This window comes from Chitinophaga flava (assembly GCF_003308995.1).
GTDB lineage: Bacteria > Bacteroidota > Bacteroidia > Chitinophagales > Chitinophagaceae > Chitinophaga > Chitinophaga flava.
On record NZ_QFFJ01000002.1, the window covers coordinates 738,868 to 755,133 of the forward strand.

Sequence of the window (16,266 nt, forward strand, 5' to 3'; positions counted from 1 at the left end):
GGTAGGTTTTAGAGTTTGAAACGAAGGCCCAGCAGGTAAGTCTGGCCATAGGTGTTTTTACGTACGGAAATGTTTTTGCCTACTTCCTGCTGTGGTACGCCGGCAGCAGATTTTTCCGTGTTGGCGCTCTTGATGAACAGCTCATAAGGAGTGTTCAGCAGGTTGCCGATTTTGGCATAGGCATACAGGTTTTTCCATATTCTTTTTTCAGTGGAGAAGTCCAGCTGAACGAAACCTTTCTGCCAGATATCGTTGTTGAGATACTGGGATACGATATCGATACGTTCACCGGTGTAAACCATGGCCAACTGTGCATCGAAGCCGGAGTGGGTGTCTTTGTACAGCAGAGAGAGATTGCCGATATGTTTGGACTGGCCCTGCAACGGACGTTGCTGTGTTACTGTGCGTTGAGTGATGTTACCATCATCTTCACGATACCACAACGCTTTGTTGCTGGTGATGGAAGAATTGGTGAAGGTATAGTTGAAACGGATACCAAATTTGCGGATGTATTTGGTGGCTTCCAGTTCAAAACCATAGTTGGTAGCGGTACCGAAGTTGCCGCTCATGAGATAGATATTACGGCCTGTTTGTACCAGGGCTGATTCAATCGGATCTTTGATACGTTTGTAGAATACGCCTGCCAACAACTGGTCCAGTGCTTTAGGGAAGTATTCATAACGCAGGTCGAAGTTATCGGAAGTAGCTCTTTTCAGGTAAGGGTTGCCTACTTCGGTATAGTCCTGGTCCGGATCTCCGCCATGGTGCGGGATCATTTCATAGAAGCCCGGACGGCTGATGGCAGAGTAGTAGGAGAGACGGATGTTTCTTTTGTTATCCGGCATGTATTTGAAGTGGATGCCAGGTAATACATCAATGTATTTAACCTTACCTGTTTTGCCTTCCACATTGGGTGTTACAGCGGATTCCCAGCTGGCGTTGGTATGTTCCACCCTTACGCCGGCCAGTGTCTGCAGGCGACCTATCTGGAATTTCACCTGACCATAATAAGCGATTACTTTTTCGGTGAAATCGTAGTTAAGAGCGTTGTCGGAGGTACCGATTTTATTGAAGAGCGTGAGCTTATGTGCGTCGATGTCACCGGTGAAAGCCTGTGTGGTAGAGTCAGGGCGCAGCGTGTATTCGTCATAGTAACTATGGCGTTGTTTATGCCGGTACATGCTACCTACAGAGATTTCTGTTTTAGTACCGAAGATTTTGGGAGAATAGATAAAGTTGAGATAACCGCTTTTGTCTTCGTCTGAGTTACGGGCCCATTCGTGGGTAACACCTTCCAGGGCGTCGAGTAGTACGGGTTCCTGTTTGAGGCTGTTGTCCTTCTGTGGTGTTACGCCGGTGTTGACATTGAGCTCAGTACGATTCGGTACATTGGCGCTGGCTTTGGAGTATACAGCAGACCAGTTCATATGCAGGTGGGAGGCCAGTTTATGATCACCTTGAAGGGTGAAGTTGCTGACTTCCTGTACACTGCGTTCGCTGCGGTAGTTGTTGCTCACCCTGCCGGAGCCGGGCACAGTACGGCCCAGCTCCAGGCTGGTGTCTGAGCTGAAGCGGAACAGGTTCTGGCCCAGGTTCATGTAGGCCGCATACAATGACACTTTTTGGTCATCGTTGAACTGATAGTCCACTTTGGCGTGCATGCCAGCACGTTGTTGCTGGATGGAGTACTGCCTGTTTTTGGCGGCAGTAAACGCCGGATTGTTGTTGGTCTTATCTACTTCAGTTTGTAGGTATAGGGATTGATTGGAGCGATAAGTATTTTGATAGCTGATACCTGCGATGGCACCGAGCTTACCATTTTTACTGCGACCACCGGCACTGATACCAAAAACGCTTGAAACAGGCGCTTTGCCAGTATTTAAATGCAGTGGGTTGTTGGTGAAATCCTGTCCGTTAGCTTCATAGTTATTGCCATTACGGAAACGGGGAGAGGTTTTAGCAGAACCGCTTTTATCGAAACGGGTGAAGTCGTTGTTAAAGAGCGTTTGTGCGTAACCGATAGCAGCATTGGCATTCAGCATAAAACGTGCTGGCGCATCTTTCATGACCATATTGGTGGCGCCGCCGATCGCATCGCCTTCCATATTGGGTGTAATAGCTTTATATACTTCCAGGCGGTCTACCAGGTCAGCAGGAAAGATGTCGAGTGGTACATACCTGTTTTTGTTATCCGGACTGGGTATTTTGATACCGTTGATCAACGTATATTGGTAACGTTTATCCATACCGCGGATGATGGCGTACTGGCCGTCTCCGTTGTTGCTACGCTCCAGGGAAACACCGGATACACGCTGCATTACGTTGGCGATAGTGATATCTGGAGATACCTGAATAGCATTGGCAGATACAGCATTCAACACCATATCCGCTTTCTGTACGGTTTTTATTGCCGTTTTTTCACTGCCTTTGTCACCTTTACCTGTAACAGTCAGTGTTTGCAGGGACACATCTTTGGATTCCATCGCGATCATCAGTGTTTTTACCTGGCCTTCGCAATGAATTTTCTGCTCTACTTCATGATGTCCTAAATCTTTGATCTTGATTTGATAGTCACCTGCAGGAACATTACGGAAGATGAAACTACCATCCAGGCCAGTGGTGCTGGTAGCACTGTAATGTTCGTTTTTCAGTTTCACCGATGCGCCGGTTAGTGGCTGCCCCGTTTGTTTATCTGTTACATTTCCTTTCACGCCGGTTGTCGTTTGCGCGATGGCTCCGATTCCCAACATGATAAAAATAAATAGTGGTAAAAATGTTTTCATGCTACAGTCTGAGTTTTACTGGCGAAATAACCGCTCTTCCAGCAGTAGTGCACTATAGAAGGCATTAAGTCTTTATGAAGGAATTATGAAGTTTGTATTAAGTCTTGTCATGCCTGCTGAAGTCTTTTTGCAGGCCATAAAAACACCCTATTAACCGTTCGTAACACGTTTAAGTAATTCCTGATTTTTTTTATTATCATGGAGTTCCTTTTAAAAACCTTTTAATATGTCAGATCAATCCCGTAGGAAATTTATCAAGCATATAGGCAGCACTGCAGCATTGCTGGGTGTGGGGCAACTGGCCGCTCTGGCCAAAGAACGTGAACAGGTAACCTTATTGCAGCCGGATAATCATTATTCAGCCAACGACAAGATCCGCATTGCCTGCGTAGGCATGGGTATCATGGGCTTTGGAGATGTAGACACCGCACTGAAAGTGCCAGGAGTAGAGTTGGTAGCAGCTGCTGATCTGTATAACGGACACCTGACCCGTGTAAAGGAAGTATATGGTCCTAACGTATACACTACCCGCGACTACCGCGAACTGTTACATCGTAAAGACATCGATGCCATCATCGTAGCTACTCCCGACCACTGGCATGATACCATCTCTATCGCTGCCATGGAAGCAGGTAAAGCAGTGTATTGCGAGAAACCAATGGTGCAGCAGATTGAAGAAGGACATAAAGTAATTGCTACCCAGCAACGTACCAAAGCTGTATTCCAGGTAGGTAGCCAGCGGGTGAGCAGTGTAATGCTGGCAGAAGCACGCAAACGTTACCAGGCAGGTGAAATAGGACAGCTCAATATCGTGGAGGCCCGCATGGACCGTCACAGTGCCCTCGGCGCCTGGCAATATTCCATACCAACCGATGCTTCGCCTGCCACCGTTGATTTTGACGCCTTCCTGAAAGACACCGCCAAAGTACCATTCGACGCTAAACGTTTCTTCCGCTGGCGTAACTATCAGGCTTATGGCACCGGCATCCCCGGCGATCTGTTCGTTCACCTGATCTCCGGATTACACTTCATCACCGGCTCTCTGGGGCCTACCAGCATCTATGCCAGCGGCAACCTGGTACAATGGAAAGATGGTCGTGATGTACCTGATGTAGTAGTAGCCATCTTCGACTACCCGGAAACCAAAGAACATCCTGCATTCCAGATGACGCTCCGCGTCAACTTCGCTGACGGCAGTGGTGGTGGCGAATACACCCGCCTCATCGGCACAGACGGTGTTATGGAACTGGGATGGAATGACTTTAAAATCAAAAAACATAAACTGCCGGAGGCACCCGGCTATGGCGGATGGGATACCTTCCGGACTTTCCCTGAAGCACAACAGGCCCAGTTTGTACAGAACTATAATGCACAATATGGCTCCGAAAAAGGTAAGGCTGTAGAAACATCCAGCTCCTTTGCGGCTCCTGCAGGCTACGACGACAGACTTGATCACTTTAAGAATTTCTTCGAGTCAATGCGTACAGGCAAGCCCGTAGTAGAAGATGCCACCTTCGGCCTCCGTGCCGCCGGCCCTGCACTCGTAACCAATCAGAGTTACTTCAGCAAAAAACTGCTGCGCTGGGACCCTATGAAAATGCGTGTAGTGAGTTGAGCCGTAAAAAAATCTCCGGTAATCACTAAAATCAGTCTAATCCTGGTATCAAATCCTTAAATTGGGTAAAACCTATTTCTATGCAAAGGGTATTTTTACTTTTAGGAATTGTGTTAATGTCTTGTCACGAAACGAAAAAAGAAATGAATAAGGAGAACATTCAACCTCCCGTAGCAGAAAAAATTGAGAAGAAACTGACGATACACGGGGATACCAGGATTGACAATTATTACTGGATGAACGAACGGGAAAACCCCAAAGTACTGGCATGGCTACACGCAGAGAATGCATATCTCGATACGGTAATGGCTCCCGAAAAGGAACTGCGGGAAAAACTGTTTGAAGAGATGAAAGGGCGTATCAAGGAAACAGACATGAGCGTACCTTACCTCAAAAACGGTTACTATTACTATTCCCGCTTTGAAAAAGGTAAGGAGTATCCGATATACTGCCGCAAAAAGGGAAGCCTGGAAGCAGATGAACAGATTATTCTGAATGTCAATGAACTGGCCGCCGGCCATGCCTATTGCCAGGTGGCCGGACTCAACATCAGCGAAGACACCAAACTGCTGGCTTATGGTATTGATACGGTTAGCCGTCGCCGTTATACTATCCATGTGAAAAACCTGGAAACGGGCGAAATGTTTTCCGATATCATCCCTGAAACAACCGGCAGCTCCTGCTGGGCCAGCGATAATAAAACCCTGTTCTATAGCCGCAAAGACACAGTAACACTGCGTCCCGACCGTGTTATGAAACATACGCTGGGTATTTCCGGTGAGAAGGAAGTATATCACGAGAAAGATGAAACCTTTAGCCTGGAAGTACATAAAACCAAATCCGGCAAATACATCGTTATCCACAGCGGTAGCACGCTCTCTTCTGAAAGCCGTATCCTGGATGCATCAAAGCCTGACGGAGAATTCAGCGTTTTCCAGCCCAGAACAAAGGATTTGCTGTATCATATCGATCATAAAGGTGATAAGTTTTACATCGTTACCAACCTGGATGCGTTGAACTTCCGGCTGATGGAAGCCCCGCTGCAGCAAACCGGCAAACAACACTGGAAAGAAGTGATCCCTCACCGCAGCGATGTACTGCTGAGTGGAATAGAGTTGTTCAAGGATTTTATGGTAGTGGAAGAACGTAAAAACGGTCTTACACAAATACGGGTCATCAATGATAAAACCCATCAGGACAAATACCTGTCTTTCTCAGAACCAGCTTATGATGCATACGTAGGCCATAATCCGGAGATGGACAGCAAAGAACTGCGCTATCATTATACTTCTATGATCACGCCTAATTCTGTGTATGATTATAACATGGAAACCGGTAAACAGGAGTTAAAACGACAGCAGGAAGTCCTGGGTGGATATGATCCTAAAGATTATACGACAGAACGTTTGTTTGCCACCGCTACAGATGGTACCAAAATACCCATCTCCATCGTCTATAAAAAAACGTTCCATAAAAACGGAAAAGGGCCGTTGTTGCTCTATGGCTACGGTTCTTACGGACATAGTCTGGATGCGACCTTCAGCTCCAACCGTATCAGCCTGCTGGACCGTGGTTTTGCATTTGCCATCGCTCATATCCGTGGTGGCCAGGAAATGGGCCGGCAGTGGTATGAAGATGGGAAAATGTTTAAGAAGAAGAATACCTTCACAGATTTCATTGATTGTGCTACCTATCTCATAAAAGAAAACTACACTAATCCCGGACAGTTATACGCTATGGGCGGTAGCGCCGGTGGTCTGCTGATGGGTGCGGTGGTTAATATGCGTCCTGATTTGTTCCACGGTGTAGTGGCACAGGTACCTTTCGTAGATGTGGTCACTACTATGCTCGATGAAAGTATTCCCCTCACAACCGGCGAATTTGATGAATGGGGTAATCCAAAAAATAAGGACGCCTACGAATATATGAAGTCCTATTCACCGTACGACAATGTAATAGCCAAAGCATATCCCAATATGCTGGTCACCACTGGGCTGCATGATTCACAGGTGCAATACTGGGAGCCGGCCAAATGGGTGGCTAAATTGCGGGAGTTGAAAACAGATCATAACCTCCTGCTATTGCATACTGACATGGAAACAGGCCATGGTGGTGCTTCCGGTCGCTTTTCGGCTTTAAAGGAAATAGCGTTGGAATATTCTTTTCTGCTGAAACTCGCTAAATAATAATCAAAAGCCCAGGACTAAAGTCCTGGGCTAATATAGTCTTGGGCATTAATCCATTGAGTGATTTAGCCCTTGCCTAATATATCTATAAGCCAGGGCACAACGAAGCTTTAATCCAGTCCATTAGCCTCGATATCAGCCCAGGACTAACCCAGGCCATCACATCGAATTTAGCCCAGGACTTTAGTCCTGGGCTTCCTTTTTAAGCTTGGGCTTTAACCCCAGATTTTGCAGCATCTGCATATCTTCTGACACGCCGGGATTCGGAGTTACCAGTAATGTCTGACGTTCGCCGGTGAAGATGGAATTGGCGCCGGCCATAAAGCACCAGGCCTGTTCGGATTCTGTCATTTCGATACGGCCTGCGGTGAGGCGTACGGTGGATGCAGGCATAACGATTCTGGCGGTGGCGATCATCCTGACCATATCCCAGGCATCTACTTTCGGATTGTTTTCCAATGGAGTGCCTTTTACTCTTGCCAGTGCATTGATGGGCACGGATTCCGGATGTTTGGGCATGGTAGCCAGTGTCAGCAACATAGACATACGGTCACGGTGGGTTTCTCCCAATCCGATGATACCGCCTGAACATACGGTGATGCCGGCTTTACGGACATTATTGATCGTATTGATCCTGTTGTCGAAATTCCGGGTGGAAATGATTTCGTTATAGTATTGTTCGGAGGTGTCGAGGTTGTGGTTATAGGCATGTAATCCGGCTTCCTGAAGACGGATGGCCTGTTCTTCGGTCAGCATGCCCAGTGTGCAACAAACTTCCATGCCCAGTTCATTTACGCCTTTTACCATATCGATTACACGGTCAAAATCGCGGTTGTCTCTTACTTCTCTCCAGGCTGCGGCCATACAAAAGCGGGTAGATCCTGTGTCCTTGGCTTTTTGAGCGTGTGCAATAACGGTTTCAGTGGGCAGTAACGCCTGTACTTTGATATCGGTATGGTATCTGGCTGCCTGACCGCAGTAGGAGCAGTCTTCAGGGCATCCGCCGGTTTTAATGGATAAGAGGGTACATACCTGTATTTCTTTGGCGGAATGCCATTGGCGGTGTACGGTGGCTGCCTGGTATACCAGTTCCAGCAAAGGCTGATCGTATATGGCCTGGATTTCTTCCAGGGTCCAGTCATTTCTGATAGCTGATGTCATCATTGCGGATTAAGTGGGTGATAAGTAGTATAGCGCTTCCTGTATTATGCAAAGACTTGTAATTCCTGTCCGATGGCGGCAAGCCATCCTTCAAACAGTTGTTGTTCCAGTAGCCGGACATGTTGAGCATGTTCCTCCCAGCGGGCATCGAATCCTTGTAGCTGGTGGATCATTTCTTCAAGATGACCTTCTTCTTCCACGATGATGGAACGTACCATCACCTTGCTGCCGGTTTGGTCCAGTACCTGCTGGTATACCGGATAAAGCTCATCGGCACGCACTTCTATGGCGTAAGTCACAAAGAGGTAGGCTGCATGTTTCAGCTGACTGCCTTCAAGTCCAAATGCTTTCTTCAGGTAACGGCAGGTCTGCATGTCCAGCTGGTGCAGATAATGCCTGGTCTGCTGTGCTGCCAGCAGTTCATGGAGCTGGTAGGTTTTGCAGGTATCGGTGCTGACTTTAGCAATCTGTTTTTTCAGGTAATAGGCATGCCGGTGTTCTTCTGCGGCATGTTTCAGCTGGATAAAGTCCACCAGGCTTGGATGTTCGCAGGCGGATATCTTTCTGGCTCCGGCGTTCTCCATAAAGGAAAGAGTGTTGAGCCATTTGGCATGCAGGTGGTCATGCCCAACAATATGTTGTAGTAAAGCTTCCATTTACGACTTTGTTTCCGGTCAAAAGTAACAGCTTGCCGGATTGGTGATATGGGCCGGTTTTGATATAGTTGCTGGTCCGGTTGGTGTTTTTGCTGACTTGTGTTAATTTGCCGGACTGTTTTTGTTGATTTATTTTTGATATATGAGTAGTCCGGTTCCTTACAAAAGCTTTGTCCAGATAGACCGACAGTCTGGTACGGCCATCTATCTGCAGATTGCCCACCAGCTGATCAACGCCATCCAGCGCGGGTTTCTGGTTACAGGGACCAAACTGCCGGGTACCCGCAGCTTCAGCGAACTGCTGGAAGTGAACCGTAATACCATCGTAGCGGTGTTTGAAGAACTGGACACACAGGGCTGGATAGAAACACGCCCCAATAAAGGCACTTTCATCATCGGGAAAATAGATGCCAGACCGCAGAAGATCAGGATCGAACAGGAAAACCAGCTGGCGCATTATCCCAAAGAGACCGGTTTCTCTTTTAAAAAGTCAAGTCTGCTCGATAATCCCTTCGAACACTCTTCCTGTGAATATGTATTCAATGATGGCACACCGGATATCCGGCTTACACAGGTAGACCACCTGTCGAGCCTGTACAGTGGTCATCTCAAAAGAAAGAGCAACCGCAGTAAGCTGGGTTATTATAATCACGATGGCAGCGAATTCTTTAAAAAACATCTGTCTAATTACCTCAATCAAACCCGTGGCCTGCATATATCAAAGGATAATATCCTGATCACCAGGAGCACGGAAATGAGCGTGTATATCACCTCCGAGATCCTCCTGTCTCCAGGGGATACTGTATTGGTCGGAGATCTGAGCTATTTCTCTGTCAATATGATTTTCCAGAAATCGGGTGCCCAAATCATGTCCGTGCCCATTGACGAAGAAGGGATCGATGTAGAAGCCATTCGCAGCATCTGCGAAAAACATACGATCCGCATGCTGTATATCACCCCGCATCACCACTATCCGACTACGGTTACGCTGGCGGCTCAACGAAGAATTGAGCTGCTCAACCTGGCTGCGGAATTCGGGTTTATCATTCTGGAAGATGATTATGATTATGATTTCCACTATGACAATGCGCCTGTACTGCCTCTGGCCAGTGCCGACAAAAGTGGGATGGTAGTGTATATCGGCGCATTTGGTAAATCACTGGTACCCGGGTTCAGGACTGGTTTTATCATAGCACCGGAAAACCTGATGACAGAGATGCGTAAATACCTGGGTATCATCGACCGGCAGGGGGATGTAATGATGGAGCAGGTACTGGGGGAGATGATTGAAACGGGAGAGATACACCGTTATCTGAAAAAGTCCCTTAAAATATATCGGGAAAGGCGGGACCATATTGTAGACTTGCTGCAAAGGGAGCTGCAGGAATTTATAGACTTCAGGAAACCTGCCGGAGGACTGGCCGTCTGGACCCGCTGGAAAGAGCCACTTAACCTGCTTCAATTGAGCAGGGCCTGTTCCAGAAATAATCTGTTTATTCCCAAAACACTGCTCTATCAGCATAAAAACCTCACCGCTATGCGGCTGGGTTTCGGGCATTTTACCCTCGATGAGGCGGAGGCCAGCATTCAGATTCTCCGGCAGGGCGTGTTGCAGCAGTTATAAGCTGCTGTGCACTATTCGTGTTGTTTCCAATCTATTTTTTCTGACGGTACTGCTTTCCCGAAGAAGATTTCAGCCATACGATCAAAGATGGCTGTGTCATCGGTGGTGAAGAAGCGGCGGCTGTCGTTCTGGCTAAGCCTTGACTCCATTTCAGGATGACGTTTCAGATAATCTTTCAGGCTGTGGGCCACAAGCTTACCTTGTGATAACACCGTGATGCCACCGGGCAGGTATTGTTTGATTTTTTTCATGAGCAACGGGTAGTGGGTGCATCCCAATACCAGTGTGTCAATACCGGGTGACTGCGAAAGGATCTTGTCAATATATTCCTTTACGAAGAAGTCGGCCCCGGCATTTTCATGTTCGTTGTTTTCCACCAGCGGCACCCACATGGGGCAGGCCAGCTGGTAGGTTTGTACATGAGGAAAAAACTTTTTGATCTCTATCGGGTATGACTCGGAGGCCACGGTACCATTGGTGGCCAGGATGGCCACTTCACCGGTCTGGGTGATGGTGCCAACCATTTCGGTGGTAGGGCGGATGACGCCCAGTACCCGTTTATCGGGTGCTATTTTGGGAAGGTCATGCTGCTGGATGGTACGCAATGCTTTGGCAGAGGCAGTATTACAGGCAAGTATGACCAGCGGGCATCCCATATCGAACAGTTTTTGTACACATTCCAGCGTATAGGCATGGATGGTGTCGAAACCGCGGTTACCATACGGGGCGCGGGCATTGTCGCCCAGATAGATATATTCGTATTGTGGTAATTCTGCAATAATTTCCTTGAGGACAGTCAGTCCTCCGTAGCCGGAGTCAAAAACACCGATTGGGCCCATAGTTGCTGACTTTATTGGTTATTATCTTTCTGCATCAGACCGGAGCCGGTGAGGTCGTAGATCTTCTGGATCTCGTGCAATACGCCTTCGAAGTCGATTTCCAGGTCTTTCAGCAGGCCGTTTTTAAGGTCATACACCCAGCCGTGTACGGTAGGGTAGCCTTTGGCCAGATATGATTTCTGTACGGCAGCAGTTTTGATGACGTTGATGGCCTGTTCCTGGGTGTTGAGCTCTACCAGTCTGTTATAGCGGTCATGCTCGTCAGTGATGGCGTTCAGTTCGTCCATATGAAGACGGTACACATCGCGGATGTTACGCAGCCAGGGGTTGAGGATACCCAGGTCTTTGGGTTGCATGGCAGCTTTAACCCCACCGCAGTTGTAGTGTCCGCAAACGATGATATGTTTTACCTCCAGGTGTACTACGGCATAGTTGATCACTGCCATGACATTGAGGTCAGTATTGGGTACCAGGTTGGCAATATTGCGGTGTACAAATACTTCACCGGCTCCCAAACCCATGATTTCGTTGGTAGGCACCCGGCTGTCACTACAGCCGATATAGAGGTAGGCAGGCGTCTGTGTGTCCGCCATCTTCTCAAAGAAGTCCGCATCGGTGGCTCGTTTGGATGCTACCCATTTGCGGTTGTTTTCAAATACCTGGTTATAGTCTGTCATGCCGTAATAAATTTTGCGCTAAAGATACGTATTGATTATTTACATGGATACAAGCCATTAAAAATCAATCGTTAAATGTTGAGCCAGCTAGCAATCTGTTAACTTGGAAAGCCCGTATAGTATTCGTACCTTTGCAGCTTCAAAATTTACATAGCCAGCATGATCAGTGTTAAAAACGTGACGCTCTCTTTTGGTAAGAGAGTTTTGTTTGACGAAGTAAACCTCAATTTCACGAAAGGGAACTGTTATGGTGTGATTGGGGCCAACGGGGCAGGTAAATCTACCTTCCTGAAAATATTGTCCGGAGAGATAGATCCGAACAAAGGTACCGTGGAAATCACTCCCGGCGAGCGTATGAGCGTACTGAAACAGAACCACTTTGAGTTTGATGAGGTTACGGTACTGAATGCAGTATTGATGGGTAACAAGAAGCTCTGGGAGATTGCGAAAGAAAGGGATGCCATCTATGCCAAAGAAGATTTTACTGAAGAAGATGGTATACGCGCAGGTGAACTGGAAGGAGAATACGGTGAGATGGGTGGTTACACCGCGGAAAGCGATGCTGGCGTACTGTTGGGCGACCTGGGTGTAAAAGAAGAGATGCATGGCATCCTGATGAAAGATATCGCCGGTAACCTGAAAGTAAGGGTACTGCTGGCTCAGGCACTGTTCGGTAACCCCGATATCCTGCTGCTGGATGAGCCCACGAACGACCTGGACGTGGAAACGATCGGCTGGCTGGAGAACTTCCTGGCCGACTACGAAAATATCGTGATCGTAGTATCCCACGACCGTCACTTCCTCGATGCTGTATGTACACACGTAGCCGACGTAGACCGCGCCAAAATCCAGATTTTCAGCGGTAACTACTCCTTCTGGTACGAGTCTTCCCAGTTGATGGCCCGCCAGATAGCCGATAAAAACAAGAAAATGGAAGATAAGCGTAAAGACCTCATGGACTTTATCGCCCGCTTTAGTGCCAACGCTTCCAAAAGTAAACAGGCTACTTCCCGTAAAAAAGCCCTCGAAAAACTGGTTATCGAAGATATTCAGCCTTCCAACCGTAAATACCCTGGTATCATCTTCAAACAACAACGTGAAGTGGGTAACCAGATCCTGAACCTGGAAAAACTGGAAAAATCAGTAGATGGCCGCAAACTCTTTACAGACGTGACTTTCTCTGTCAACAAAAACGACAAGATCGCCTTCCTGTCTAAAGACCACCTGGCCCTCACCACTTTCTTCCAGGTCATCAGCAATGAAATGGAAGCAGATAATGGTAAAATAGAATGGGGTACCACCGTTACCAGCGCTTACCTGCCTAACGATAACGCCACTTTCTTTACCGATGCCAGCGTAAACCTGATGGACTGGCTGCGTCAGTACGTGCCTGCGCATGTAACAGACGTAGACGAACCATTCCTGCGTGGATTCCTGGGTAAAATGCTGTTCAGCGGTGATGAAATCATGAAAAAGACCTCCGTACTGAGTGGTGGTGAAAAAGTACGCTGCATGATCAGCCGTATGATGCTCCAGGACCCTAACGTACTGATCCTGGATGAGCCTACCAACCACCTGGACCTCGAGTCTATCCAGTCTTTCAACGAAAGCATGATCAACTATAAAGGTATTGTACTGTTTACTACACATGACCATACCTTCATGCAGTCTGTGGCCAACCGTATCATCGAGCTGACACCGAAAGGTATCATCGATCGCATGATGACCTTCGATGAATACCTCGCTGATGAGCGTGTGAAAGCATTACGTGAAGAAATGTATGGCATAGCAGTACCAGCATAACTTTGATTTATGTGATTTTTCTGATGCTCCTGATGAGCGAATTATAAAAACAAAGCAGCCCATTGATCAATGGGCTGCTTTGTTTTTATAATTCGCTTTAATTTTCGCTTCTGTCTTCGCTCATCAGGAGCATCAGAAAAATCACATAAATCACAGTAGGTATTCCCCAATCACCTTCATCTTGTTTTTATCCAGTGGTTTGGTGATGTAAGCCATTAGTTCAGGTGTATGTTGTACTTTCTGCATATCCCGCACATCCACGGAGGAAGAACACATAATAATAGGAATAGTGTTTTTCAGGGATGGTTTAAGCCCGCGGTATGCTTCAATGAAGTCCCATCCGTTCATTCTTTGCATATTCATATCCAGGATAATAAGAGAGGGCAACGTCAGCTGGGGGGTGCTGGATAGCTGTTCAATGGCTTCTTCTGCACACAGGAAAGAGGTAATTACAAGATTATCGTCCTGTTGCCCCAACATTTTTTTGATAATGAAGTGAAAAATTTCATCATCATCTACAACGTACACTATTTTATTCATGTCTTCCATGCTTATGGTTTATTTGGGCTTCTGAACTACTGAACTTATCCGGTAAATAGCATCAGGCACGCGAAAGGAGGGGGATGAAATTCCATGTATCAGTGTTCCTGTTCACAATAAATGATCACGCTTCAGGGTTGAACAAAATACTGAAATCGCTGATCGTTTATGACTTTAAACGGGTTAAATCTGGTACAAAAATAATCTGGTCACATCCTCGTTCTCAAAGCATTAGTTTCCGATTACCCACCAGTACGGCTGGCCCTTAGGCTATTTGTAATTATAGGCGCAAAGAACGTTAATTTAATTTTATTTTTATATATAACTTTTTATCAATAACTAATCGTTAACAATTCTAATAAGCGAAAAAAACATCAGAAATGCGGCCTGTACAGCCTTTTCCGAAGCAATGAACGATAGGGGAGAAGGGGAGGGGTAATGGCACTGTTTTATCTTGATGGATATTGCGCGGTAAAGGAGTTTAAGGACCACAGGGCTGATAGTGATAATAGCTTATTTCAGCAGATACAAAAAAGGCTGATCAGATGATGATCAGCCTTTTAGGTTAATATTTTATCGGAATGGATTAAAACAGACCGCCTTTTCTGAGGGTTACTTTACCCTGGCCGATTTTAAAACCATTGTGGTAGATTTCAACTGTATAATCACCTACTTTATAGTCAGAGTTCTGTTTCCAGTCCATAGTAACAGACTGTTTCTGACCGGTTACATAAGCGACAGTCTTTTTGGTAGTATACAGTTTTTCTGTACCATCTTCCAGTGTAAATCTGCCGGAACCCAGTGCTTCTACTGCCAGTGGTGTATTGTCAGGGGCAGTGATGGCTACAAAGATTTCCTTGTCACCGGTAGGAGCAATTCTGTTGTCATCCAGGTCAAAGCTTACACGCATCATATCAGCACGTTTAGCTTTGGTAGTTTCGATTTCTTTGCCGTTGTGTTTGATACGGATAGGCTGTAACTGAATATTGGAGGCATGCAGTACAGAACCCAGGTCTACCTTTTTGTTCAGGCTGTCTTTTACAACTGAAACGGAATCCCTTTCTTTGCGGGCAAAATCACGTTCTCCGGCCAGCACAATTTTTTCACCTTCCAGGCGCTCGATGGTTTGTTGATAACCTTCAATGCTGGATTTCAGTTGTTCAATCAAACGACGGGCTTCAGCCAGCTGTGCCTGAGTGGCATTTTTATTAGTCAGGATGCTGGAAATACGGGCTTTCATATCCTGAATTTCCTTATCCTTGGTTTTTACCAGGCTGTCCATACGGGTGTTCTGAGAAATCAGATCGTCCAGACGAGCATTGGCTGCATTATATTCCTGCTGTAATGCGTCACGGGATGAAGAGATAGAATCTATCTGAGTGGTCTTTTGTACGATTTGTTCGCTGGTTTTATTTTTGTCATACAACATGTAAATCCATGTTCCTGCCAGCGCCGCAATTAAAATACCGTAAATTAGACCATTGCGGCTCCGTGGTTTTTCTGATCCGGGTGAGCCCGGTGCAGGTGTGTTAAAAGTGTTCTCAGTCATAGTCGTTTGTTTTATGTTTAATTGTTATATGGTTAAAAAACATTATTCAAAAATACTACAATAATATTTTTCTTTTATAAAATATATAAAACAGTTTTCACACGTGTTACCCACTATTGCATTAGATCAGTTATTGTTGTTGGACATAGAAACAACTCCGGCCACTGCGGCCCTGGAACAGTTACCGGCAGATATGCAACGGCTCTGGATCGAGAAAATGGCAAAAACTGCGCCAGAATCAGAAAATGAAGCAGAAGCCTATGAAGACAGAGCCGGTATCTACGCTGAATTTGGGAAAATAATATGTATATCTGCCGCTTTCTTCAGCCTGGAAAATAATGCCTATCATCTGAGGATGAAATCCTTTTATAATGATGATGAAGCAATTGTGCTCAATGGTTTTTTAGGATTGGTAAATAAATTTTATTCGAAGTATCCGGCCTTCCAGTTTGCCGGCCACAACATAAAAGAATTTGATATTCCTTTTATTTGCCGCCGGTCTGTTATTCATCAGTTATCTTTGCCCAAACCTTTACAGCTATATGGCTTCAAACCATGGGAAATGCCCATGCTTGATACCCTCCACCTCTGGCGTTTCGGGGATATCAGGCATTATACCTCCCTGAAACTGCTGACCGCCGTCCTGGGCATAGAAACGCCCAAAGATGATATAGACGGCAGCATGGTAGGCAAAGTATACTGGAAAGATCATAACCTGGAAAGGATAGCAGCCTACTGCCAGAAAGATGTGATCGCAGTAGCCCAGCTCCTGCTCCGCTTTAAAAGGATACCCCTGTTAAAAGAAGAACAGGTCATCCTGGTAAAATAAACCT

At 46.4% G+C, this 16,266-nt stretch carries 12 protein-coding genes; 5 read left to right on the plus strand and 7 right to left on the minus strand.

Annotation, left to right across the window (positions count from 1 at the left end; translation table 11 throughout):
* Nucleotides 1–8 precede the first annotated feature (8 nt).
* Nucleotides 9–2,783, minus strand: coding sequence for a TonB-dependent receptor (locus tag DF182_RS19370; RefSeq protein ID WP_113617474.1), 2,775 nt, complete (start codon nt 2,781–2,783; stop codon nt 9–11).
* 226 nt (nt 2,784–3,009) lie between these two features.
* On the opposite strand from DF182_RS19370, the gene DF182_RS19375 reads away from it, so the two are divergent.
* The gene (locus tag DF182_RS19375; RefSeq protein WP_113617475.1) at nt 3,010–4,398 is read left to right on the plus strand and encodes a Gfo/Idh/MocA family protein; all 1,389 of its coding nucleotides are present in this window, start codon (nt 3,010–3,012) and stop codon (nt 4,396–4,398) included.
* 143 nt (nt 4,399–4,541) lie between these two features.
* Entirely contained in the window at nt 4,542–6,584 is a 2,043-nt protein-coding gene (locus DF182_RS19380) for a S9 family peptidase (protein ID WP_245957493.1), read from the plus strand.
* A gap of 183 nt (nt 6,585–6,767) precedes the next feature.
* Here DF182_RS19380 and bioB read toward each other — a convergent pair whose 3' ends face one another.
* Both bioB and DF182_RS19390 read right to left on the minus strand, forming a co-directional pair.
* Nucleotides 6,768–7,748 (minus strand): biotin synthase BioB, encoded by a 981-nt coding sequence (gene bioB / locus DF182_RS19385; RefSeq protein ID WP_245957494.1) that lies wholly within the window; start codon nt 7,746–7,748, stop codon nt 6,768–6,770.
* 41 nt (nt 7,749–7,789) lie between these two features.
* Nucleotides 7,790–8,401 carry a hypothetical protein gene (locus DF182_RS19390; protein ID WP_113617478.1) on the minus strand — a complete coding sequence of 204 codons (612 nt, stop codon included), beginning with the start codon at nt 8,399–8,401 and terminating at the stop codon, nt 7,790–7,792.
* Nucleotides 8,402–8,543: 142 nt separating this feature from the next.
* On the opposite strand from DF182_RS19390, the gene DF182_RS19395 reads away from it, so the two are divergent.
* Entirely contained in the window at nt 8,544–10,025 is a 1,482-nt protein-coding gene (locus DF182_RS19395) for an aminotransferase-like domain-containing protein (RefSeq protein ID WP_113617479.1), read from the plus strand.
* Between the two features lie 11 nt (nt 10,026–10,036).
* Here DF182_RS19395 and murI read toward each other — a convergent pair whose 3' ends face one another.
* Both murI and DF182_RS19405 read right to left on the minus strand, forming a co-directional pair.
* Nucleotides 10,037–10,864, minus strand: a complete 828-nt coding sequence (gene murI, locus DF182_RS19400) for a glutamate racemase (RefSeq protein WP_113617480.1) — start codon at nt 10,862–10,864, stop codon at nt 10,037–10,039.
* Nucleotides 10,865–10,875: 11 nt separating this feature from the next.
* Nucleotides 10,876–11,541: a carbonic anhydrase gene (locus DF182_RS19405; protein WP_113617481.1), complete on the minus strand. Its 666-nt coding sequence runs from the start codon at nt 11,539–11,541 to the stop codon at nt 10,876–10,878.
* 159 nt (nt 11,542–11,700) lie between these two features.
* Between DF182_RS19405 and DF182_RS19410 the strand changes: the two genes are divergently transcribed.
* Nucleotides 11,701–13,344 carry an ABC-F family ATP-binding cassette domain-containing protein gene (locus DF182_RS19410; RefSeq protein WP_113617482.1) on the plus strand — a complete coding sequence of 548 codons (1,644 nt, stop codon included), beginning with the start codon at nt 11,701–11,703 and terminating at the stop codon, nt 13,342–13,344.
* A 150-nt stretch (nt 13,345–13,494) separates the two neighbouring features.
* Here the strand turns inward: DF182_RS19410 and DF182_RS19415 are convergent, their stop codons facing one another.
* Both DF182_RS19415 and DF182_RS19420 read right to left on the minus strand, forming a co-directional pair.
* Entirely contained in the window at nt 13,495–13,893 is a 399-nt protein-coding gene (locus DF182_RS19415; protein ID WP_113617483.1) for a response regulator, read from the minus strand.
* A gap of 577 nt (nt 13,894–14,470) precedes the next feature.
* On the minus strand, nt 14,471–15,433 hold the full coding sequence (locus DF182_RS19420) for a coiled-coil domain-containing protein (protein ID WP_113617484.1): 963 nt from the start codon (nt 15,431–15,433) through the stop codon (nt 14,471–14,473).
* A 103-nt stretch (nt 15,434–15,536) separates the two neighbouring features.
* On the opposite strand from DF182_RS19420, the gene DF182_RS19425 reads away from it, so the two are divergent.
* Complete coding sequence (locus DF182_RS19425; RefSeq protein ID WP_113617485.1) at nt 15,537–16,262, plus strand: ribonuclease H-like domain-containing protein; 726 nt, start codon at nt 15,537–15,539, stop codon at nt 16,260–16,262.
* Nucleotides 16,263–16,266: the final 4 nt, after the last annotated feature.

Coding starts and splice junctions, on each gene's coding strand:
- DF182_RS19370 (WP_113617474.1), bottom strand. CDS start 2,783: ATGAAAACATTTTTACCACTATTTATTTTTATCATGTTGGGAATCGGA.
- DF182_RS19375 (WP_113617475.1), top strand. CDS start 3,010: ATGTCAGATCAATCCCGTAGGAAATTTATCAAGCATATAGGCAGCACT.
- DF182_RS19380 (WP_245957493.1), top strand. CDS start 4,542: ATGAATAAGGAGAACATTCAACCTCCCGTAGCAGAAAAAATTGAGAAG.
- bioB (WP_245957494.1), bottom strand. CDS start 7,748: ATGATGACATCAGCTATCAGAAATGACTGGACCCTGGAAGAAATCCAG.
- DF182_RS19390 (WP_113617478.1), bottom strand. CDS start 8,401: ATGGAAGCTTTACTACAACATATTGTTGGGCATGACCACCTGCATGCC.
- DF182_RS19395 (WP_113617479.1), top strand. CDS start 8,544: ATGAGTAGTCCGGTTCCTTACAAAAGCTTTGTCCAGATAGACCGACAG.
- murI (WP_113617480.1), bottom strand. CDS start 10,864: ATGGGCCCAATCGGTGTTTTTGACTCCGGCTACGGAGGACTGACTGTC.
- DF182_RS19405 (WP_113617481.1), bottom strand. CDS start 11,541: ATGACAGACTATAACCAGGTATTTGAAAACAACCGCAAATGGGTAGCA.
- DF182_RS19410 (WP_113617482.1), top strand. CDS start 11,701: ATGATCAGTGTTAAAAACGTGACGCTCTCTTTTGGTAAGAGAGTTTTG.
- DF182_RS19415 (WP_113617483.1), bottom strand. CDS start 13,893: ATGGAAGACATGAATAAAATAGTGTACGTTGTAGATGATGATGAAATT.
- DF182_RS19420 (WP_113617484.1), bottom strand. CDS start 15,433: ATGACTGAGAACACTTTTAACACACCTGCACCGGGCTCACCCGGATCA.